The sequence below is a fragment of the Nocardia sp. NPDC059240 genome (genome assembly GCF_042753865.1).
In the GTDB taxonomy this organism is placed as follows: Bacteria; Actinomycetota; Actinomycetes; order Mycobacteriales; family Mycobacteriaceae; genus Nocardia.
This window is the reverse complement of sequence record NZ_JBHZAC010000006.1, coordinates 213,335-232,681: the sequence shown is the minus strand read 5'-3', so window position 1 is coordinate 232,681 and position 19,347 is coordinate 213,335. Positions and strand designations below refer to the sequence as shown.

Annotated in this window: 20 protein-coding genes; 6 read left to right on the top strand and 14 right to left on the bottom strand. The window is 69.1% G+C overall.

Annotated elements, in window-relative coordinates; all coding sequences use genetic code 11:
• The first annotated feature begins 79 nt into the window (after nucleotides 1–79).
• Nucleotides 80–1,498 (top strand): hypothetical protein, encoded by a 1,419-nt coding sequence (locus ACFXHA_RS23385; RefSeq protein WP_379360076.1) that lies wholly within the window; start codon nucleotides 80–82, stop codon nucleotides 1,496–1,498.
• 19 nt (nucleotides 1,499–1,517) lie between these two features.
• On the opposite strand, the gene ACFXHA_RS23380 is transcribed toward ACFXHA_RS23385, so the two are convergent.
• On the bottom strand, nucleotides 1,518–2,645 hold the full coding sequence (locus tag ACFXHA_RS23380; RefSeq protein WP_379360074.1) for a GDSL-type esterase/lipase family protein: 1,128 nt from the start codon (nucleotides 2,643–2,645) through the stop codon (nucleotides 1,518–1,520).
• A 110-nt stretch (nucleotides 2,646–2,755) separates the two neighbouring features.
• On the opposite strand from ACFXHA_RS23380, the gene ACFXHA_RS23375 reads away from it, so the two are divergent.
• The gene (locus ACFXHA_RS23375) at nucleotides 2,756–3,229 is read left to right on the top strand and encodes a MarR family winged helix-turn-helix transcriptional regulator (protein WP_379360072.1); all 474 of its coding nucleotides are present in this window, start codon (nucleotides 2,756–2,758) and stop codon (nucleotides 3,227–3,229) included.
• Nucleotides 3,230–3,296: 67 nt separating this feature from the next.
• Nucleotides 3,297–4,139 (top strand): patatin-like phospholipase family protein, encoded by an 843-nt coding sequence (locus ACFXHA_RS23370; RefSeq protein ID WP_379360070.1) that lies wholly within the window; start codon nucleotides 3,297–3,299, stop codon nucleotides 4,137–4,139.
• Between the two features lie 3 nt (nucleotides 4,140–4,142).
• Here the strand turns inward: ACFXHA_RS23370 and atzF are convergent, their stop codons facing one another.
• Genes atzF through ACFXHA_RS23340 form a run of 6 tightly spaced genes read right to left on the bottom strand, consistent with a single transcriptional unit; the run spans nucleotide 4,143 to nucleotide 10,922 of the window.
• Nucleotides 4,143–5,789, bottom strand: a complete 1,647-nt coding sequence (atzF, locus tag ACFXHA_RS23365) for an allophanate hydrolase (RefSeq protein WP_379360068.1) — start codon at nucleotides 5,787–5,789, stop codon at nucleotides 4,143–4,145.
• Entirely contained in the window at nucleotides 5,786–7,786 is a 2,001-nt protein-coding gene (locus ACFXHA_RS23360) for a 5-oxoprolinase/urea amidolyase family protein (protein WP_379360066.1), read from the bottom strand. The genes atzF and ACFXHA_RS23360 overlap by 4 nt, the downstream gene beginning before the upstream one ends.
• A gap of 32 nt (nucleotides 7,787–7,818) precedes the next feature.
• A complete protein-coding gene (locus ACFXHA_RS23355) occupies nucleotides 7,819–8,433 on the bottom strand; it encodes an urea amidolyase associated protein UAAP2 (protein ID WP_379360064.1) in 615 nt (204 codons plus the stop codon).
• The gene (locus ACFXHA_RS23350; protein WP_379360062.1) at nucleotides 8,430–9,176 is read right to left on the bottom strand and encodes a DUF1989 domain-containing protein; all 747 of its coding nucleotides are present in this window, start codon (nucleotides 9,174–9,176) and stop codon (nucleotides 8,430–8,432) included. The genes ACFXHA_RS23355 and ACFXHA_RS23350 overlap by 4 nt, the downstream gene beginning before the upstream one ends.
• Complete coding sequence (locus ACFXHA_RS23345) at nucleotides 9,173–9,337, bottom strand: hypothetical protein (protein ID WP_379360060.1); 165 nt, start codon at nucleotides 9,335–9,337, stop codon at nucleotides 9,173–9,175. Before ACFXHA_RS23345 ends, ACFXHA_RS23350 begins: the two co-directional genes overlap by 4 nt.
• A gap of 16 nt (nucleotides 9,338–9,353) precedes the next feature.
• The gene (locus tag ACFXHA_RS23340) at nucleotides 9,354–10,922 is read right to left on the bottom strand and encodes an amino acid permease (protein WP_379360058.1); all 1,569 of its coding nucleotides are present in this window, start codon (nucleotides 10,920–10,922) and stop codon (nucleotides 9,354–9,356) included.
• A gap of 185 nt (nucleotides 10,923–11,107) precedes the next feature.
• On the opposite strand from ACFXHA_RS23340, the gene ACFXHA_RS23335 reads away from it, so the two are divergent.
• Nucleotides 11,108–11,782: a TetR/AcrR family transcriptional regulator gene (locus tag ACFXHA_RS23335; protein WP_379360056.1), complete on the top strand. Its 675-nt coding sequence runs from the start codon at nucleotides 11,108–11,110 to the stop codon at nucleotides 11,780–11,782.
• 12 nt (nucleotides 11,783–11,794) lie between these two features.
• Here the strand turns inward: ACFXHA_RS23335 and ACFXHA_RS23330 are convergent, their stop codons facing one another.
• The gene (locus tag ACFXHA_RS23330) at nucleotides 11,795–13,093 is read right to left on the bottom strand and encodes a TerD family protein (RefSeq protein WP_379360054.1); all 1,299 of its coding nucleotides are present in this window, start codon (nucleotides 13,091–13,093) and stop codon (nucleotides 11,795–11,797) included.
• Nucleotides 13,094–13,233: 140 nt separating this feature from the next.
• Between ACFXHA_RS23330 and ACFXHA_RS23325 the strand changes: the two genes are divergently transcribed.
• Nucleotides 13,234–14,865 (top strand): MFS transporter, encoded by a 1,632-nt coding sequence (locus ACFXHA_RS23325; RefSeq protein WP_379360052.1) that lies wholly within the window; start codon nucleotides 13,234–13,236, stop codon nucleotides 14,863–14,865.
• Here the strand turns inward: ACFXHA_RS23325 and ACFXHA_RS23320 are convergent.
• The 5 genes from ACFXHA_RS23320 to ACFXHA_RS23300 all read right to left on the bottom strand — a co-directional run bounded on the left by ACFXHA_RS23320 (nucleotide 14,853) and on the right by ACFXHA_RS23300 (nucleotide 17,923).
• Nucleotides 14,853–15,347, bottom strand: coding sequence for a hypothetical protein (locus ACFXHA_RS23320; RefSeq protein WP_379360050.1), 495 nt, complete (start codon nucleotides 15,345–15,347; stop codon nucleotides 14,853–14,855). The two genes, ACFXHA_RS23325 and ACFXHA_RS23320, sit on opposite strands and share 13 nt — an antisense overlap.
• Before the next feature lie 115 nt (nucleotides 15,348–15,462).
• A complete protein-coding gene (locus tag ACFXHA_RS23315; protein WP_379360048.1) occupies nucleotides 15,463–15,858 on the bottom strand; it encodes an NUDIX domain-containing protein in 396 nt (131 codons plus the stop codon).
• A gap of 47 nt (nucleotides 15,859–15,905) precedes the next feature.
• Nucleotides 15,906–16,352 (bottom strand): hypothetical protein, encoded by a 447-nt coding sequence (locus ACFXHA_RS23310; protein ID WP_379360687.1) that lies wholly within the window; start codon nucleotides 16,350–16,352, stop codon nucleotides 15,906–15,908.
• A gap of 162 nt (nucleotides 16,353–16,514) precedes the next feature.
• The gene (locus ACFXHA_RS23305; protein WP_379360046.1) at nucleotides 16,515–17,072 is read right to left on the bottom strand and encodes a hypothetical protein; all 558 of its coding nucleotides are present in this window, start codon (nucleotides 17,070–17,072) and stop codon (nucleotides 16,515–16,517) included.
• Nucleotides 17,073–17,095: 23 nt separating this feature from the next.
• Entirely contained in the window at nucleotides 17,096–17,923 is an 828-nt protein-coding gene (locus ACFXHA_RS23300) for a LysR family transcriptional regulator (RefSeq protein WP_379360044.1), read from the bottom strand.
• A 121-nt stretch (nucleotides 17,924–18,044) separates the two neighbouring features.
• Between ACFXHA_RS23300 and ACFXHA_RS23295 the strand changes: the two genes are divergently transcribed.
• Nucleotides 18,045–18,728, top strand: a complete 684-nt coding sequence (locus ACFXHA_RS23295; protein WP_379360042.1) for an SDR family NAD(P)-dependent oxidoreductase — start codon at nucleotides 18,045–18,047, stop codon at nucleotides 18,726–18,728.
• Here ACFXHA_RS23295 and ACFXHA_RS23290 read toward each other — a convergent pair.
• The gene (locus tag ACFXHA_RS23290; RefSeq protein WP_379360040.1) at nucleotides 18,718–19,326 is read right to left on the bottom strand and encodes a TetR/AcrR family transcriptional regulator; all 609 of its coding nucleotides are present in this window, start codon (nucleotides 19,324–19,326) and stop codon (nucleotides 18,718–18,720) included. The genes ACFXHA_RS23295 and ACFXHA_RS23290 overlap by 11 nt on opposite strands.
• Nucleotides 19,327–19,347: the final 21 nt, after the last annotated feature.

Genomic DNA, 19,347 nt, shown 5'->3' with positions numbered 1-19,347 from the left:
GTAGCGCACTACTGCGGAAATCTCCCCGTGCAGGACTCATTCTGAAATGAGCCCTCGAACCCTCTGGGAGACAGTGAAAGTGGATCAAATCCTGTATTGGAACGCGGTGGCGCTGGAGTCGGATCGCATGGCGCACACCGAGATCAAACCCGTGGAACGCGGGTCCCGCGGTCCGGCCGGCAGTTCCCGTGCCCTGGCCATAGTGCACCTGGCCATGCACGATGCCATCTTCAGTATTTTCGGTGCACCGCACGGCACCTGGCTGACCACCCCACCGGTGGCCGCCAATGGCGCGGCACCGGACGCCGCCATCGCCGTGGCCGCGCACACCACGCTCTCGGCGCTCTACCCCGCCCAGACCGCGCGACTGGACAAGGCGTTGCGCGAGGCCGGGTTACGGGGACCGGGCACCGGGCGTGGCAGCACGCATGGGCAGGCGGTCGGCCGCGCAGTGCTCAAGTGCCGGATGGGTGATCCCTCCCTCGCCGACACCGACTATGTCCCCGAAATCGCTCCGCCCAACCATCGACCGGACCCGGCCAACCCGAAACAGGGCTACTACGCACCGCATTACGGAGCCCGCTCGCGCTGCTTCGCGGTCACCAGCCGCTACACCCTCGACCCGCCGCCCAAGGCCAACGACCACCGCTATCTGGCCGCCCTGCGCGAGGTGCGGGCCAAAGGCGTTGCCGCCGAGGCGGTCGCGGGCCTCCCCGCCGGTCTCACCGCCCGCACCGCCGACGAAACCCTGCGCGGGGTGTTCTGGGCCTACGACGGGGAGAAGCAACTGGGCAGCCCGCCACGGCTCTACAACCTGCTCACCCGCGAGATCGCCGCCGCCCGCGGTAATGACATCGAACAGAACGCCCGGCTGTTCGCCCTGGTCAATACCGCCCTCGCCGACGCGGCCATCCTGTGCTGGGACGACAAGTACCGGCACAACCTGTGGCGGCCGATCCTCGGCATCCGCGAGTTCGACCCGACCCTGGGACCGGAGGCCATGCCGGGCAACGGACTCGACGGCGACTGCGATCCGGGCTGGCTGCCACTGGGCGCACCCCGCAGCAATGAGCAGGCCGCCCCGGTGACCCCGGCGTATCCGGCCTACCCGTCCGCGCACGCCACCTTCGGCGGCGCGGTGTGCCAGACCATCCGCCGCTACTACGACATCGCCGCCGACGGCCCCGACATCCTGGCCGACGGACTGGGTTTCGTCTCCGAGGAGTACAACGGCGTCACCACCGACCCGCACGGCGTGGTCCGCCCCCGGCATGTCCGGCGCTTCACCGGCGGGCTGTGGCAGATGATGGAGGAGAACGCGCGCAGCCGCGTATTCCTGGGTGTGGCTTGGCCTTTCGACGCCTTCGGCACCGATCTGGCCGGGCACATGGACCTGTCGCAGAACCTCGGCGGCGTCCGCCTGGGCCGCGATATCGCCGACGACCTGTGGGCGAGCGGACTGCGGCAGGATCAGGCGGCCGGACCGCGTCTACCCTGATCCCGCCGCGCGGGCGTGCTCAGCGGAAGACAGCCGGCAGTACGGTGAGATCCACCGTCTCCGCCATAGCCCGGGCGCCCGCGTCATTGAGGTGCATACCGTCGCCACTGTCGAGGTCGGGCCGGATGAAGTCCCGGTCCGCCGGATTCTCCACCGCCGCGGCCACATCGAAGACGGCATCGAAGACGTCGGTGGCACGCAGCCACTCGTTGACCGCGCGCCGCACCGGAATGCCCTCGGCGACACCCAGTCCCGGGTAGATCGCCCCGCCGAACGGCCCGATGGTGTTGGCGTACACCGGCAGTCCCGCCGCGTGCACCCGCGCGGCCAGCTCGGTGAAACCGGCGATCAGCGCCTCGGCGGTGGCGGTCCCGGCCAGGATCAGGTCGTTGATGCCGAAGTTGGTCCATACGGCCGCGACCCCCGGCACCGACAGCACGTCCCGCTCGAAGCGGGCCAGGCCGTGCTCGCCGATCTCATCGGTGAGCAGCCGGTTGCCGCCGATGCCCTGGTTGACCGCCCACCCGGTGGCCAGCCGCGCGTCGAGCACATCCACCGAACGCCGGTTTGCGCCATGGGTGGACCCGAAGCCCTCGAACCACGAGTCGCCGAAGGCCACCAGCACCGGAGCTCCGGCATCGACAGCGACGTCGATGCCGGTGAGGAGGTAGCGCGCCGCGACCTCCTCGGCATCGGACGGTGCAGCGTCGCCCGTCCGATCGCCGGTGCTGATCCAGCTGGTCTCGACCGGGAACTGGGCGAAGGCCGGCAGTGCGGGTTCCGGCAGATAGAGGCTGAGCGCCAATTCGGTGCCCGCGGTGACCGCGAATTCGATCGGGTCGCTGACGACATCGCCGCCGGCCGGAATGCGCACCGACGTGGCGCCCTCGAACAGCACCTGCTGTTCGGTCTCGGGGACGATCTCGCCGCCGGTCTTGCGGACCGCGATCCGAGCCGTACCGATCGCCAGCTCCTCGCTGCCGTATCGATTGGTCAGGAGCACCCGCAGCCGGGAACCGCTCCCGGCCACCCGCACCACCTGGCGGACGGTCTCGTCGTCGAAGGCGCGCGGCTCGGCCAGCTTGATCACCTCGGCCGGATTCACCAGCGGCGCACGGTAACCCGCGATCCAGTGCTGAGTAGTCATCGAAACCTCCATTTAGTTGCACTGCGGAATATTGCGCTGACAACAAGATATCCCAAATGTTCCGCGTGTCAATTATCCGCAGTGAAAACGTTTGGTCTACGCTGGTCGGCGTGGACCCCAAGCATCTGTTCGACGACCCCCGGCTGACCGCCATGGGGCTCTTCTACGAGGCACACGAGGGGATCGTGAAGCGCCTCGACCCGGTCTGGAAGGACAACGGGCTCTCCGGCCTCGACATGAACGCGCTACTGCGACTGAGCCGTTCGCCCGGCCGCAAGCTCCGCATGACCGACCTGGCCACCCAGACCGGGCTGTCCACCAGCGGCGTCACCCGCCTGGTGGATCGCCTGGAGCGCAACGGATTCGTGCGCCGCGAGGCCGATCCGGGCGACCGCCGCAGCTCCTACGCCGTGCTCTCCGCCGCCGGGGCGACCCGCGTCGCACGGGTGCTGCCGATGTATCTGGAAGGCATCGAGCGCTGGTTCACCAGCCTGCTGGGCCCTGAACAACTCGAAGCGTTCACCGCGAGCCTGCGCGTCATCCGCGACGCCACCAATCCGGAGGCCACCCAGATTTCGGAATGATCGGGACCGCTGCACGCGGTAGTTTCAAACCGCGAGGTGTCTTCTGCGGCAGGAAGTGGGAACGGGTATGACGACCGAACGTGCGTTGGTCATCGGGGGCGGCGGGGTAGCCGGAATCGCCTGGGCCACCGGGATTGTCGCGGGGTTGGCCGATGCGGGCGTGGATCTCACGACGGCTGAACTGCTGCAGGGCACTTCCGCCGGATCCAATGTGACCGCCCAGCTCGGCAGCGGGCTCGACATCGCGGAACTGGTACGGCGACAGGTAGATCCGGCGGTGCAGAGCCGCGAGATCGTGCCGTCCATGGAGAAGTTCGCGGGACTGTGGGAGACGCTCGGGGCGACCATCGAAGAGATGCCGACCGACTCGGTCGAACGCCGCCGCAGGATCGGCGCGCTGGCACTGAGCGCCGACTCGGTGCCCGAGCCGGAACGCCGGGCCGTCATCGAATCCCGGCTGCCCGTGCATGATTGGCCCGAGCGGGCGCTGCGGATCGTGGCGGTCAACGCGGAGACCGGTGAACTGCGCATCTTCGACAAGGATTCCGGTGTTTCCCTCGTCGACGCGGTGACGGCCAGCTCGGCCGTGCCCATGGTGTGGCCGTGCGCCACCGTCGACGGGGCCCGCTACACCGACGGCGGCGTGCGGACCTCGGTGAACGCCGACCTCGCCACCGGGTACCCGCGGGTGCTGGTGATCGCACCCATGCAGGACGCGGAACTCGAGGGGCAGGTGGCGGGGCTGGTCGCGGCCGGGGCGCGCGTCGAGGTGATCGCCCCCGACGAGGCGGCCATCGCCGCCTTCGGACTCAACCCCCTCGACTCCGCCACCCGCGTCCCGTCGCTGGAAGCCGGTCGCGCCCAAGGCAAGGCGGACGCGGAGCGCATCGCCGCGCTGTGGCAGGACTGACCGCTAGCTGACCGCCCCGGCCGCCAAGGCGGCCAGCCAGCCGCCGTATTCGCTGATGTCCTTGGCGGATTCGGCGGCGGCACCACCGCAGCCGAACCCGGTGCGCCAGGTGCCGTCGGCGAGTTCGACGGCACCCAGTTGCATCGGGGCGGGCAGGCTCGCCAGGAAGCGGCCGAGCGCGGCGGGGGAGAGCATCCAGCGCTCCCCGACGACGGCGACACCGGATTCGGTGGCGGGGACCCGGGTTACGGCGGGCTTGGGCGGCACCGTGTCGAGCGCGGCCAGCCGGTAGTGCGGGGCGGTCTCGACCACGCCACCCCAACGGGCGCCGAGCTCGGTCAGCTGATGCTCGAGCGGCTGCCCGCGCAGGTGCGCACCGAATACGATCAGCTCCTGGACCGGTGCGGCGGCCATCGGCCACACCGACTCCCCGAGTTCGGTTCCGGTGATCAGCGCGGCGACATCCAGCGCGACCGCGTCCTCGAAAGCACGGGCCAGCACGGTGACTCCGAAGAACGGTTCGTCCGTGGGCACCGCGACCGCGCAGAGGTCGAAGAGATTGCAGAAGTTCGTGTAGGTGCCCAATCGAGAGTTGACCCCGACCGGATCGACGGCCACCTCGGCAATCGTCGGATGCATCGGCGCGGTCGGGACCAGCAGCACATCGGCCCCCGTCAGGCTTGCCATGGCGGTGGCGCGCAAGCCCTCCAGCGCGGCCAGGTCGGTGACCAGGCGATGGGCGGGGATCTCGCGGGCCGCCCGAATGATGGAACCGACCGTGGGATCGACAGATTCGGGATGGGCATCGACGAACTGGCCCACGGCCGCATAGCGCTCGGCGACCAGCCCTCCGTCGTAGAGCAGCCGCGCAGCCGCCAAGAACGGTGCCGCGTCGATCTCGACAATCCTCGCGCCCTGGTCCCGGAGTTTCGCAACGGTCCGCTCGAAAGCCCTGTGCCACAGCGGATCCAGATCGGCCAGGGTGCTGAAGACCGCTACCACCGGCTGCCGCGGCGCGGCCAACCGGATATCCGCGGGCCATTCACGCGTCGGTACATCCGTCGGCTGTGCGCGCAGTGACGAATTGCCGGGCCGGGCAGCGGCCATTGCTGCCATCGCGCGGTCGGCCGTGGCGAGATCGCGGGCGAGGATGGTGACGCAGTCGTAGGAGCGGCAGGCGGGGACGACCCCGTCGGTGGAGATCACGCCCACCGTGGGTTTGATACCGACCAGGCCGTGGAAGGCGGCGGGGATGCGTCCGGAACCGGCGGTGTCGGTGCCGATCGCGATATCCACGTCGCCCGTTGCCACCGCCGCAGCCGAGCCGGAACTCGACCCGCCGCTGACATATCCGGGTCGTAGGGAGTTCTCGACGACGCCGTAGGGCGAGCGGGTGCCGACAAGTCCGGTGGCGAACTGGTCGAGGTTGGTCTTGCCGACCACTACCGCCCCGGCGGCACGCAGGGCGGCGACGGCGGGCGCGTCGTGCTCGGGGAGATACGCGTAGTCCGGGCAGGCAGCGGTGGTCGGCAGCCCGGCAACATCCACATTGTCCTTGATCGCCAGCCGCCATCCGGCCAAAGGTCCGGCGGCGGTAGCGATGTCGGCGTCCACCTCGGATGCGGGGCGGCGATGGATCCACACGGTCATGTGACAGCTCCTCGGTCGGAAACACTGGCCTCGGCGAGTTCGCCTGCCTCGCGCCAGGAATTGCGTTCGGCGGTGAAGGCGGCGGATTGGCGGGTGCGGAAATCGGCGATGGAGGTGGCGTTGTCGGAGAGGAACTTTCGGTAGTCGACGAGGCGGAATTCGCCGTCTTCGGCAGCGAGGGTGCCGCGGCCGGCAGCGGTGTCGGCGCGGAGGTCGAGGAGTTCTTCGGCGGAGACCGGGTACCAGCTGATGCGGTCGAAATAGCGCAGCAGCCAAGGGTCTTCATCGATGCCGGTCGAGCGGTGGTTCCAGACCTGGGTGGTGCGGCCGACGAATTGGTAGCCGCCGGGGCCTTCCATGCCGTAGATGCAGAGGTAGGCGCCGCCGATGCCGACGGCGTTCTCTGGGGTCCAGGTGCGGGCCGGGTTGTATTTGGTGGTGACGAGGCGGTGGCGGGGGTCGGTCGGGGTGGCGACGGGTGCACCGAGATAGACGTCTCCGAGTCCGAGGACCAGGTATTCGGCGGCGAAGACGATGTCGAAAACCTCGTCCACGGACGACAATCCGTTCATCCGGCGGATGAATTCGATATTCCACGGGCACCACGGAGCGTCGGCGCGGACGCCGTGCATGTAGCGGGTGATGGCCTCGCGGGTGGACGGGTCGTCCCAGGACAGCGGCAGCCGGACCGTGCGGCTGGGCACCACCAGTTCGTCTGCGGACGGCAACTCGGCCTCCACCTCGGCGAGCAGGTCCAGCAGCTTGCGGGTGGGCAGGCGGTCGGGATCATTGCGCACCTGCAGCGACCGCACGCCCGGCGTCAGCTCGGTGATGCCGGGCTCGCGCCGCTCCAGCAGCGCCTGGTGCAGGGCGTGCACGCGGGCACGCAACTCCAGATCCAATGTCATATCACCGTATTCGACGAGCAGCCCGTCATTGCCCGCACGCCGGTAGGTGACCGCGGAGTCCGTGCCGTCGCGGCGGGCCAGCACCCCGTCGTCGCCGTCGCCGCCGGTGGACAGCACCACCGGCCAGCCGGCGCGACGCTCGGCTCCCAGCTCGCGCAGCGAAGCCGCGTGATCGGCGCGCACCGGGACGAAGCGGACGCTGTCGCCGGGAGTGAGCTGGCCGAGCTTCCAGCGATCGGCCGCTACCACGGTGACCGGGCAGACGAACCCGCCCAGGCTGGGGCCGTCCGGACCGAGCAGGATCGGGGTGTCGCCCGTGAAGTCCAGGGCGCCAACGGAATACGCGGTGTCGTGAATGTTCGACGGATGCAGGCCCGCCTCACCACCGTCCTGGCGCGCCCACTGCGGCTTCGGGCCGATCAGCCGTACTCCGGTGCGGTCGGAGTTGAAATGCACCTCGTAATCGGTGCCGATGATGGTGTCGAAGTCGGTGCGGGTGAAGAACTCCGGCGCACCGTGCGGCCCCTCGGTGACCGCCAGCTCCCAGCGGCGGGTTAGCACCGGCTGGTCGTCGCCGGTCACCCCAGCGGTGATGTGCCCGGGCGTCCCGAGGGTGAAGACATCGTCGGCCGCCAACGCGCGGCCCGTGCCGCCGCCGAACTTGCCGAGGGTGAAAGTCGAACGGCTGCCGAGGTATTCGGGTACCTCGAGACCGCCCGCCACCAGGATGTAGCAGCGCATCCCCGGCCCGCGCACCATGCCAACATCGAGCACGCCGCCCGCGGGCACCAGCACAGTGCTCCACTGCCCCACAGCGACACCGTTCACCGTGACGGGGACCGGTGCGCCGGTCACGCAAACCCAGGTCGCGGCGTCGAATCGCAGGGTGGGTCCGCCGAGCGTGCACTCCAGCCCCGCCGCGCCCTCCGGATTCCCGAGCGCCCGATTGCCCAGCCGGAACGACAGATCGTCCATCGGCCCGGACGGCGGCACGCCCACGTGCCAGTAGCCGATGCGGCCCGGCCAATCCTGCACGGTGGTCTGCATTCCCGGGCGGATCACCCGGAAAGTCGGTGCAGGAATGGGCATCTCGCTCACACCAGGCTCCGGTAGTACAGCCGTCACCGGGTCACCACCATGCGCACCGGGGTCGGATCGAAACCATTGCAGGGGTTGTTGATCTGCGGGCAGTTCGACACCAGCACCAGCGTGTCGGTCTCCGCGCGCAGGGTGATCTTCTTTCCGGGCGCGGACAGCCCGTCCACGATGCCGAGCGTCCCGTCGGCCTCGACCGGAACGTTCATGAACCAGTTGATGTTCGACACCAGATCGCGCTTGCCCAGCCCCCACTTCAACCCCTCGGCCAGGAAGTTCTCCACGCACGCGTGCTGATGGCGGGTGTGATGGCCGTAGCGCAGCGTGTTGGATTCCTGCGAGCACGCGCCCGCCACCGTGTCGTGATTGCCGACCTCGTCGGCGACGACGGTCATGAGCGGGGTGCCGGCCTCGGTCAGTAGCACGCTGCCCGTCGTCAGGAAGATATTGCGCTGCGCGGTGATCGTGGCCTGCGCGCTGTAGCGATCGGTGTGATCGGCCGCGTTGTAGAGCAGGCAGTCCACGGCCTGATTGCCGTGCAGGTCGATGATCTCCAGTTGCTCCCCGGCCCGCACGATGGCCGACCACGGGGCACGGGCGGGAACGGTCTCGTCCAGCACGACGGTACGAGTGGCGATCATGCGTGAACCTCCAGAGTGCGGGCGTGCCAATCGCGTTCGGTGTTCTCCACCGCGCGCAGGTATTCCGGATCGGAACTGTGGGTGACGGCGAGGTCCGCGGGCGCGGCCCACGCCACCACGTCGAGAGCGGTCGGGGGAGTGGGATCGAGCGGGTGCTCGGCATTGGCCAGCAGCAGCGTCACCGGCAGGTGCACCAGCAGTTCGACCGCCGCGCCCGCGCCCGCTCCGCCGGAAATCCGCAGCGCACCATCGTGTTCGACTCGAACACCCCGGAACAGCGACACCGTCGGACCGATATCGCGCGGTTCCAGCCCGTGCTTGACCCCGGCCAGCCGCAGCCCTTGCCGCGCGGCCGGTGAAGGCCCGCACAGCGTGTCGTGGTGACCGGAGGAGTCCGCCACGATCGTGGCCAGCACTCGCCCCTGATCCGACAACAGCGGATGGCCCGCTCCTAGGTACGCCTGCCACGGCACCTTCACCGTATCCGCGACATTCAGCCGTTCCCACGGCGATTCGGCCCGCACCAGCAGCAGGTGCGCGCACGCCGCCCCGAAAGGATCACTCAGTCGCACCCGAGTGCCCCGGCCCAGTACCGCATTCGTGTACCCGCCGGGCGGGACCCGTTGTGCGAAGGTCACTGTCGCGGAATCGACGGTGGTGGGCAGATCCGGACCGTCGAGCGCGGCCGCCGCTGCCTGCGATCGGGCGTGGGCCCGCGCGCCGCTGGTATCCGCTGTGGTCATTGTTGCTCCGTTCCAGGGGTGCCGAGGTGCTGAGGCACGGGGTGGGGGGCGTTCGTGGCTCGGGCCCGCCACCGCCGGTAGGCGCGACGCACCAGGTCGTCGAGCAGCAGCGCCAATTCGGGGCGGCCGTGCAGACGTGGGTCGGGGGCGGGCTCGAGCATCGGAATCTCCTGCCGGTCAGGCGATCTGAGGGGTGGGCTCGGTGGCCGCGGTGGCCCGAGGTGGAGTCACGATGCGGTGCACCACCGCACCGACCACCACCGTGAGCAGCACGAAAAGCGGTGCGGCCCAGAGCATCCACCAGCCGCCGCCGGTCGGGGTGTAGACGGCGCTGCGCGGCCAGGCCAGGTTCACCGCCATGGCGATGCCCCACACCACGGCCAGCGCGTTGACGGCGATGCCGTAGCGGCCCAGGGCGAACAGCTTGGTCCCGGCGGCGTCACCGGCCACGTCGGCGGGCCAGCCCTTGATCCGGCGGATCAGCAGCGGCACCGTGACCAGCAGGTAGGCGAGGTAGAGCATGACGATGCAGACGCTGGCCAGGGTCGCGAAGACCGCGCCGTTGCCCAGATTCAGCAACAGCAGGCCGATGCCCGCCGCGCCGATCACCACGGCCGGCCACACCGGCGTCCCGAAACGCGGGTGCACCGCGGCGAGCGGCTTGGCGAACGGCAGCCGGCCGTCGCGGGCCATGGAGAACAGCAGGCGCGAACCCGCCGTCTGAATCGCCAAGGTGCACACCGTGATCGCGCAGGCGACGCAGGCCAGGATGATCTTCCCGGGCACGGTCGACAGCTTGGCCTCGATCACGTACGCGAGCCCGCCGCTGGCCAGCGAGCCGTCGCTGAGGCTCGGCGCGGCCATGAGCGCGCCCAGCAGGATCAGCCCGCCGCCCAGCGCGGACACCGCCAGCGCGGACAGGATGGTGCGCGGTGCGACGTGCCGGGGATTCTTGGTCTCCTCGGAAAGCTCACCGGCGGAATCGAATCCGACCATGACGTAGGCGGCCATCAGCCCCGAGGCCAGGAACGCGGCCCAGTAGGCGCCGGGCGCGGCCTGATCGGTGTGGGTGACCACCCCGGGCCCGCGATCGGTGTGGGTGAAGAACACCGCGATCACCGCGCATACGCCGATGATCTCGATGGTCACGCCGAGCGAGTTGATCCGCGCCATCCAATCGATGCCCACCACATTGATCACCGTGGTGAGGATCAGCAGGATGCTGCCCAGCAGCACCGCGTTCGAGGCCCCGTCGTGCGAGGTGAGATCGCTGTTCGTGCCGATCAGCTGGAAGCCGGACCAGATGCTCGGCAGCACCACCTGCAGTGCGATGGCGGCCGCGGCGGCGGTGACGATCTGGGCGATGATCATCATCCAGCCGGCGAACCACCCCACCACCTCCCCGGCCAGCCGTCGCGACCACTGGTAGATGCAGCCCGAGATCGGGTAGCGCGCGGCCAGTTCCGCGAAGTTCAGCGCCACCAGGAACTGACCGGCGAACACGATCGGCCAGGTCCAGAAGAAGGCCGCGCCGCCGAAGGCGTAACCGAAGCCGAAGAACTGGAAGATCGTGGTGAGGATGGAGACGAAGGAGAACCCGGCCGCGAACGAGGCGTAGCGGCCGAGCTTGCGGTGCAGGACGGGCTGATAGCCGAAACGTGCGAGATCGGCACTGTCGGCGCTGGTAGCGCTGTCGGGAAGGCTCGGCGGGTGGTCGGGGACGATGGCGTCGGCGGGGGCAACCATGGCGGCGATCTTTCGCGGAGGGGAATATCTATCGATTGAAAGTTTTATGGAATCGATCGCTCGGTCGGTGACGCCGTTGTATCGGTCACATGGCCCGCCGTAAACCCTGCGTTGCCGGGATTTCTATCAAGTGACAGAAAACTCACCTCGCAGGTCGCCCCCTCGGGTAGGACAGAATGAAGACCGTGACCCAACTCGGACCCGGCCGTCCCCGACTCGAACCCCGCCGCCGCGCAGGCCAGACCCCGCGCGCCGAGATTCTCGACGCCGCCGCCGAGCTGTTCACCAATCATGGGTACGGCACCACCTCCACCCGCGCGGTCGCCGACGCCGTCGGCATCCGGCAGGCCTCGCTCTACCACCACTTCGCCAGCAAGGACGACATCCTCGACGCGCTGCTCGGCGAAACCGTCAGCACGCCACTGGAACTGGCGGGCAAACTGGCCGATCGGCCCGAGCCCGCCGCGGTCCGGCTCTACGCACTGGCCTGGTTCGACGTCAGCCAGCTGTGCGCGAGTCGCTGGAACCTCGGTGCGCTGTATCTCCTACCCGAGCTGCGCAGCGACCGCTTCGCCAGATTCCGGGAACGTCGCGACGAACTGCGCGGGCATTACGAGACCCTGGCGGCGGCCGTCATCGCGGAGGCGGGTGCCGCCGCGGTGGCCGGGGCCGAACTGCTCCCGTTCCGGCTCGTCGAATCCGTCATCGATATGCGCTCCGACGAGGGTGCGGCCCCCGAATACGCCGAGCAGCTCATCCCCGACGCCATCCTGCGGCTGCTGTGCTGGTCCGGGTCGCTGTCGGAAACCCGTACGGCCGCACTGGAACTGGCCGAGCAGTTCCCGCCCGACGAGGGCTGAGGCAGTTCCAGGTCAGGACTTGCCCTTCGAGGTGCCCCACTTGAGGCCCCACTCGTAGGTCTGATCCACCGCCAGCTTCCCCCAGAAGCGCCGGCCCTCCGGCGGCCGGATGAACCGGCCCTCCCGGCGGACCACCAGCTCACCCCGGATGTTCTCGATCAGCGCCAGCACCATCTCGCGCGAATCATCCTGGCAGCCACCGACTTCCATCTCGATCGGCGGCGAATCACGCGGGTACAGGGTCGCGGTGGCGTGCACACCCCGGAAATCCTGCGCGCCCTCGTAGAGTGACGCGAACACCAGGATGCGGCGGAAATCGGCGGTGTGATCCAGATTGATGGACAGGTTCTCGCCGGCCGCGCTGCCACCGGTCCGATCGTCCTGGTCCAGGGCGATGAACGGCGGTTTGTGCAGGCTGCCCATGGTGTCCAAGGCGCTCACGCAGCCCTTGGTCCCGTCGGCCAGCTCCCAGAACGCGCACAGGTCCAGGTCCAGCCCGCCGCTCCCGGTGCGCTTGCGGCTGAACAGGCCGCCGGAGCTCGGCACCGACCAGTTCAGGTTCACCCGCATGATGCCGCCGGTCGCGCCCTGCTTGGTCAGCGAGACCGCGGGGGCCTCCTTGGTGAGCGAGATCTTGCCCAGATTGACGCGGGGCGCGGGTGGGGGCGCCACGATCGTCGGCTGGGGCGCAGGCGGCACGGCGACCGGTTGGGGCGCGGCTGACGGCTGGGGCGCGGGCGGCGCGGAATCTGGCTGGGGGGCCGGAGCTTCGTTGATCGAGATCCCGAAATCCGTTGCCAGTCCGGCCAATCCGGTCTCGTAGCCCTGGCCGACCGCGCGGAACTTCCAGGCCCCGTCCCGTCGATACAGCTCGCCGAGCACGAACGCGGTCTCCGAGGTGGCGTCATCGCTGTCGAAGCGGGCCAGCTCGCCGCCGTGCGCATCCACCAAACGCACGTGCAGGCCCCGGAATTGGGCGAAGGTGCCGCCGTCCGCGGAGGCCGCCAGCACGATGGCGTCGATCTGCGGCTCGACCCGGGTCAGCTCCACCGAGAGCACATCGACGACCTGGGGTCCCTGTTGCTTGCCGTGATGGCGGACCGCGCCCGAGGCGTGCAGCGGCTGGTTGTAGAAGACGAAATCGGCGTCAGAGCGGACCCGGCCGGCGGCGAGCAGCAGCGCGGAGGCGTCGGCGTCCGGCACCCCGGGTCCCGACTGCCACCCCAGTTCGATCCGAACCTCGGAAACCGGCACCGCAACGTTGGAGCCCTTCATCATCGCCACATCATTCAACGTATCCGATTCGGACATTCGACGTTCCGGGGTAACCGGTCTGCAAATGTTCAGCTGTCCAGGCACCTCGACTTACACTGTTCAACGGCCATACCGCACATTCGTGGCCAACGCGACATTCTGATCTTCGAACGGCTCTACAGTGGCGGGAGCGATAGATGACGGAAACGCAGCTCGACCTGGGTCGCAAGGAATGGGTCACGCTCGGGGTACTGGCGCTGGGACTGTCCATGGTGGTGCTCGACGGCACCATCGTCTCGGTCTCGCTGCCCGTCATCATCGATGATCTGCAGCTGAATTTCACTCAGGCGCAATGGATCAACAGCATCTACGCCGTGGTGCTGGCCGCGCTGCTCATCACCAGCGGACGCCTCGGCGACCGGCTCGGTCGGCGCTGGATGTTCGCCGTCGGCGTGGTCGTCTTCCTGGTCGGCAGCGTGCTGGCGGCGCGGGCGCACAGCGCCTGGCCGCTGATCCTCGGGCGCATCGTGCAGGGCGTCGGCGCGGCCGGGGTCATGCCGGGCACGCTGGCCACCGTGAACGCCCTGTTCCGGGGCCGGGACCGGGCCATCGCGTTCGCGGTATGGGGTTCGGTGATCTCCGGCGTCGCCGCCATCGGGCCGCTGCTGGGCGGCTGGCTCACCACCTACTACACCTGGCCCTGGATCTTCCTGGTGAACCTGCCCCTGGGCGCGCTGGTGCTGATCGGGCTGGTGCTGTTCGTGCCGGAGACCCGCATGGGCAAGACGGCGCCCGGCCTGGACGTGGACGGATTCCTGCTCAGCGCAGCGGGTTTCGCGCTGCTGGTGTTCGGGCTCATCGAAGGCCAGACCTACGGCTGGTGGAAGCCGCTGCGGGAATTCCCGCTCGCGGGCTGGAACTGGCCGGCCACCGCGCCGATCTCACCGATCCCGCTGCTGGTCCTGCTCGGGGCGCTGGCGCTGGTGCTGTTCCTGCGCTGGGAACGCCACCGCATGCTGATCGGGCGCTCGGCGCTGCTCAACCCTGCGCTGTTCAGCATCCCGAGCTTCCGGTGGGGCAATATCACCGCGTTCATGGTGGCGCTGGGTGAGTTCGGGCTGCTGTTCGTGCTGCCGCTGTTCATGGTCAATGTGCTCGGATTCTCCACGCTGGGTGCGGGATACGTGCTGGCCGCGATGGCAGTCGGCGCGTTCCTCGCGGCCGGGGTCGCGGAGGGGCTGGTCCGCAAGTACGGGCCGGTGCGGGTGGTGCAGCTCGGGCTCGCCTTCGAGGCCGTGGCCGTGGCGCTGACCGCGCTGTTCGTCACCCCGCACCTGTCCGGCTGGTGGCTGGCGGTGCTGCTGATCGGGTACGGCATCGGGCTCGGTATGGCGTCGGCGCAGCTCACCGGGACGGTGCTGGCCGATGTGCCGCCGGAGAGCTCGGGTCAGGGCTCGGCCACGCAATCGACTGTGCGTCAGGTCGGTTCGGCCTTCGGCACCGCGGTCGTGGGTGCGCTGCTGTCCGCGGCGCTGGCCCACGATCTGCCCCGGCAACTGGGGAAGGTGCCGGGGCTGAAATCCTCGGACGCCGACACCTTGGCCACCGCGACCCGGGAATCGGCGGGTGGCGCGATCTCAGGGGTGCGCGAACACCACGGGGCCGCAGCCATTCTGGACGCGCTGACCCGCGCGTTCACCGACGCCACCCGCACTACGCTGCTGGCCGGTGCGCTGTTCCTGCTCATCGGCCTGGCCGCCGCCACCCGCATCCCGAACCGGCCCTACACGGGTACCTCGGAGGCCGAGGACACCGCTCAGAGCAGCTGACCATCGTGGCACAGGCCGACCGAGCGGGTCGACGACTTCGGTTGCACCACACCGGGATCGAAGGTCCACTGGGAGACCGATCCGGCCGACTTCCACAGCAGCCCGCCACTGGTCGGCACCGCCTCGAACACGTCCCCGACGCCCGGGATCAGCTGATCACCCACGCAGTAGTCGTCGAAATCGGTGCCCGGCTGGCGCGCGCCCGCGCTGAAGCCGCCCACATTCCGGTCCGCGCCCGGGTTGGGCACGTTGCTCGCACCCGCCGCGCCGCCGCGGAACCAGTGCGGCCCGGCCCCGTCCATGCCGCAGGTGTACGCCGAACCGCCCGCGGCCACCTGGGACCCCTGCGGATGCCCCTCACCCGCCCAGAGGCAGGCGGCGTCGAGACGGGTGTCGGAGACACGGGTGTCGGACACCGTGGAGAAGCCCAGTCCACCCGTGGCCAGGACGGCCGCGGCGAGCAGAGTAAGCGGTTTGATCACTGCAATCACCTTTGATTCGGTGCGATCCGGAATCCGGACCGAGGCGCCCACAGGCGTGGATCCGGTTGGCATTGATGCCATTCAGGGATAGCCGAGGTGGTTACAGGAGCAGGGCTCAGTCGATCAGGCCAAGTTTGTGTAAACGCTGGAAGACCAGCAGGGATCCGGGGGCGACCTCGCTCATGGTCGCGTACTCGTCGAGGGTGAACCAGCGCAGTTCGGCGATCTCGCCCGACGGCTGGGGCTCGGCGGTCAGCTCGCCCAGGAAGCAGGTCATGTGCAACTGGGTGCCGGGGGCGTGGCCGTACGCCTCCGCCTCGAAGACTCCCAGTTCGCTGACGGCCGTGGTGCTCACGCCGAGCTCCTCGCGAATCTCGCGGTGCAGGGCCATCTCCGGGGTCTCGCCCGGATCGATCTTGCCGCCCGCCATGTAGAAGACGGTCTTACCGGTGGACCGGGTCTGCAACATGCGCCGATCCCGGATGTGTGCCAAGGCCGCGGTGCGAATCACCGCCCCACCCTAGCCAGCCGGGATGCGACGGTGACCGCCCGGCCGGATCAGCAGGCGACGGTGCGCAACTGTGCCCGCTCGCGGGCGGCGACCGCGCGCACGGCCGCGCCGACGGCCACCACCGGCGGCAGCCAGCGCGCCTCGCTCGGCGCGATACTCCACGCGATCGCGTTGCTGTTGTGCGGCAGCGGAACCCGGGCACCGTCGGTATGGACGATCGCGCCCGCGGCCCGCAGCGCCTCGATGGCCCGCGCGGCCTTGGCCACGCCGGTGACCAGATGGATTTCCCGCCGGTTGGCCCCCATGGTCTCGATGACCGGGCCGGACAGATTGTTGGCTCGGAGGTATCGGCGCACTCCGGCTGCGACGGATCCCGTGAGTTCGATGGCCGCGATCTGCTCGTCGGTGATCAATTCGACGCCGTCGCTCGTCGTCTCGATCGTCCATCCGTACCGGCGGTAGTCCTCCGCCACAACGCTCAACGCCACGATCATCACCCTCACACCCGCTGCTGTGCGTCCCATCCGTCGTGGCTGTGAGGTTCCCGAGAGGACGCTGCGATCTCCAGCCACTCCAAGGATTTTGGCGGCCCCGAGCAGTGCGCGCATCGTCCTGTGGTCGTCCCCGTCTCGGGGTGATCCCCTAGGTGCCGCGGCTCAGCGAGCGGGCGGAGCGATCTTCCAGTGCGACTGCAGCGCCTGTGCGATATCCGGCAGAATGGTGACCGGAATCCGCTTGTGCCGCAACATGGTTCGAATCTCGTTGACCTGCTCGCGCTTACGCATATCGTAGGCGTTCGAGACTGTCCGGGTGACCGGCGGAATCGACAGCAACACCAATTCCTGATGCGCCTCCACCCCACCGTTGAGATCCAGCGCCAAGGTCCACCGCCCGTTTTCCCCCAGCGCGAACCGCCCGGCCACCACCCGATCCCACTCGACCGTCGATGCCCCCCAGGGCGTCCGCCGCACGATCGTGTCCTCGGTGAGCACCACCCCGTCCCGACCGAACAGCACGAACAACAGCGCGATAGCGCCCGCCGCCCCGAAGAACAGCCCGGTGAAAATCCGATTCACCCCGAACGCCCCGACCGTCGCCGCGCAGACGATGCCCACCACGGCCAACCCCGCGACCGCGTACACAGCCACTCGCCGCCCCGGCACCACGCCTGCCCGCACCATGTCCTTCGCCTCCCGCAACCGACTGCGGCACACCGTACCTCCCGGTGTCCTCCGCGTCAGCGGTCGGCGGCGGTCGCGACGCGCTCGGCCGCTCGGGCGAGGGCCGCGACCGATGCGGAGGTCAGGTACGCGGGCCACGCGAGCAGGAGAACGCTCGGCGGGGTGTCGGTCACCGGAACCACGGCCAGGTCGTCGCGCAGCGGCGTGGTCAGCGACCGCGGCAGCACGGCGACCGTGCGGCGCAGGGCGATCCTGTGCATCAGTTCGCTGATACTGCCCATGCTGTCGGCGTCCGTGGGGTGCCGGTGCAGGTTCTCGCCCTCGAGGTCCGCCAGGCACAGGTCGGTCCGGCGTGCGAGCCGATGGGACATGGGCAGGACGGCGACCGGTTCCTCGGTCAGCAGCGTTTCGGTGTCCAGCCCGCGCAGGTCGTCAGGCGGCGAATACAACAGCGCGGCGTCGGCCTGTCCTTCGCGCAGCATGCGCACGCGATCGCCGGTGAATACCACCTCGATCGGCAAGACGTCCGGTTCGCGTTCGTAGGCGGCGAGGAGGTCCGGGAGCAGCCCCGCGTCGCCACCGGGTTTCAGCACCAGGATCAGGCGCGGGTCCGGGGTGCCCGCCCGGACCGTCCGCGCGGTCGCGGCGGACACCGCGTCCAGTACCGCACGCGCCTCGCGGGCGAGCACCCGGCCGGCCCCGGTCAATGTGACCACCCGACTGGATCGTTCGAACAGGCTGACGCCCAGACGGCGTTCCAGGCGCTGGATCGTTTTCGACAGGGCGGGCTGCGCGATGCCCAGGCGGGTCGCGGCCCGGCCGAAGTGCAACTCGTCGGCTACCGCCAGGAAATACGCCAATTCCCTTGTCTCCAAACGATCCATTCCTCCAGGTTATCGATGGCGGTGCGATCGTTCTTGGCGGTTTTACGCCCCGAAGTGCTGGTATCAGGTTGTCCCACTTGTGAATTGAGGGACGAATTCGACTACGGAAAGAGATATCGGGATGCCTGTGATCGCTCTCGTCGCAGCCGGGGCACGCCTCGGCCTGTCGATCGGCAAAAAATTCGGCGCGCACGGTTTCGACGTCGCCCTGATCGCCCGCTCCGAGGAACGACTCGGCGAACTCGTCGGGAAACTGACCGCCGAGGGTGTCGAAGCAGCCGGCTTTTCCGCCGATGTCATGGACCGCTCAGCGTTGACGAGCGCTCTGGGGGCCGCGGTAGAACGGTTCGACCGAATCGATGTGTTGCATTATTCCGCGCCGCACGTGCCGGTCGGGGGCGGCGGGATGGCCGGTGTGCTGGATGTGTCCGTGGAGAACCTGCGGCCGCAGATCGAAGCCTCCTGCTATGGCGCGATCACCGCGACCCGTGCGGTACTTCCCGCAATGATGCAGGCGGGCACCGGCACGCTGCTGTACACCACCGGTGCCAGTTCGGTCTCGCCGACTCCATGGGCCGGAGCCGCAGGTGCAGCGGGTGCGGCCCTGCGCAATTGGGCCCTCAACCTCAACGAAGCCCTTGCCGCCCAAGGTATTTACGTCGGCCATGTCGCCCTCGGCGCGTGGCTCGCGGGCACGCCGGGAGCCCCGGCGGATGCGTCACTCGTGGAACCGGACGACATCGCCGCGGTGCATTGGGGCATGTACGCCAACCGGTTTCCCGGCGAACGCCTCATCACTCCATGACCAGCGTGTCCCAGGCGGCCATGGCGCCGGTGACGACCGTTTCGAGATCGTCGCGGGTCGCGCCGTCGCGGGCTTGGATCGACAGGCCCTGCACCACCGTTGTGTAGAAGCGGGCGATCGCCTCGACCTGCTCGGGCGTCGCGGTGAGGTCGCCGTCGGTATGGCCGCGACGCAGGCGGTCGGCGATGGTGGCCTGCATGTCACGTCGGCGGTCGGCGAGAAACTCACGGATGGAATGGTTTTCGATCGGACCGGTGGGGGCGGCCAGGATGAGCATGCAACCGTGCGGGGCGTCCGGGCGGGTGATCTCGTCGGCGGTCGCGCGCAGCATGGCGTGGATCGCGGCCCGGGTGGTCGGGTGCTCCTGCAGGGCGCGGCGGGGCGGGGCGCCGGAGGTCGCGCCGTAGAGGGCCATGGTTTCGCGGAAGAGGGCTTCCTTGCTGGTGAAGGTGCCGTAGAGGCTGGCGGAGGCGATGCCCATGGCGGCGGCGAGGTCGCTGATCGAGGTGCCCTCGTAACCGTGCTCCCAGAACAGGTCCAGCGCGGCCCGCAGCGCGGCGTCCCGATCGAACGAGCGTGGTCTGCCACGAGCGGCCACCCGTACACCTCCGGTGAATTT

Excerpts from the sequence above, each read along its gene's own strand:
- ACFXHA_RS23380 (WP_379360074.1), bottom strand. The coding sequence starts at position 2,645 with ATGACTACTCAGCACTGGATCGCGGGTTACCGTGCGCCGCTGGTGAAT.
- ACFXHA_RS23300 (WP_379360044.1), bottom strand. The coding sequence starts at position 17,923 with ATGGATCGTTTGGAGACAAGGGAATTGGCGTATTTCCTGGCGGTAGCC.
- ACFXHA_RS23370 (WP_379360070.1), top strand. The coding sequence starts at position 3,297 with ATGACGACCGAACGTGCGTTGGTCATCGGGGGCGGCGGGGTAGCCGGA.
- ACFXHA_RS23340 (WP_379360058.1), bottom strand. The coding sequence starts at position 10,922 with ATGGTTGCCCCCGCCGACGCCATCGTCCCCGACCACCCGCCGAGCCTT.
- ACFXHA_RS23310 (WP_379360687.1), bottom strand. The coding sequence starts at position 16,352 with ATGATCGTGGCGTTGAGCGTTGTGGCGGAGGACTACCGCCGGTACGGA.
- ACFXHA_RS23295 (WP_379360042.1), top strand. The coding sequence starts at position 18,045 with ATGCCTGTGATCGCTCTCGTCGCAGCCGGGGCACGCCTCGGCCTGTCG.
- ACFXHA_RS23345 (WP_379360060.1), bottom strand. The coding sequence starts at position 9,337 with ATGCTCGAGCCCGCCCCCGACCCACGTCTGCACGGCCGCCCCGAATTG.
- ACFXHA_RS23355 (WP_379360064.1), bottom strand. The coding sequence starts at position 8,433 with ATGATCGCCACTCGTACCGTCGTGCTGGACGAGACCGTTCCCGCCCGT.
- ACFXHA_RS23350 (WP_379360062.1), bottom strand. The coding sequence starts at position 9,176 with ATGACCACAGCGGATACCAGCGGCGCGCGGGCCCACGCCCGATCGCAG.
- ACFXHA_RS23325 (WP_379360052.1), top strand. The coding sequence starts at position 13,234 with ATGACGGAAACGCAGCTCGACCTGGGTCGCAAGGAATGGGTCACGCTC.
- ACFXHA_RS23330 (WP_379360054.1), bottom strand. The coding sequence starts at position 13,093 with ATGTCCGAATCGGATACGTTGAATGATGTGGCGATGATGAAGGGCTCC.
- ACFXHA_RS23360 (WP_379360066.1), bottom strand. The coding sequence starts at position 7,786 with ATGCCCATTCCTGCACCGACTTTCCGGGTGATCCGCCCGGGAATGCAG.
- atzF (WP_379360068.1), bottom strand. The coding sequence starts at position 5,789 with ATGACCGTGTGGATCCATCGCCGCCCCGCATCCGAGGTGGACGCCGAC.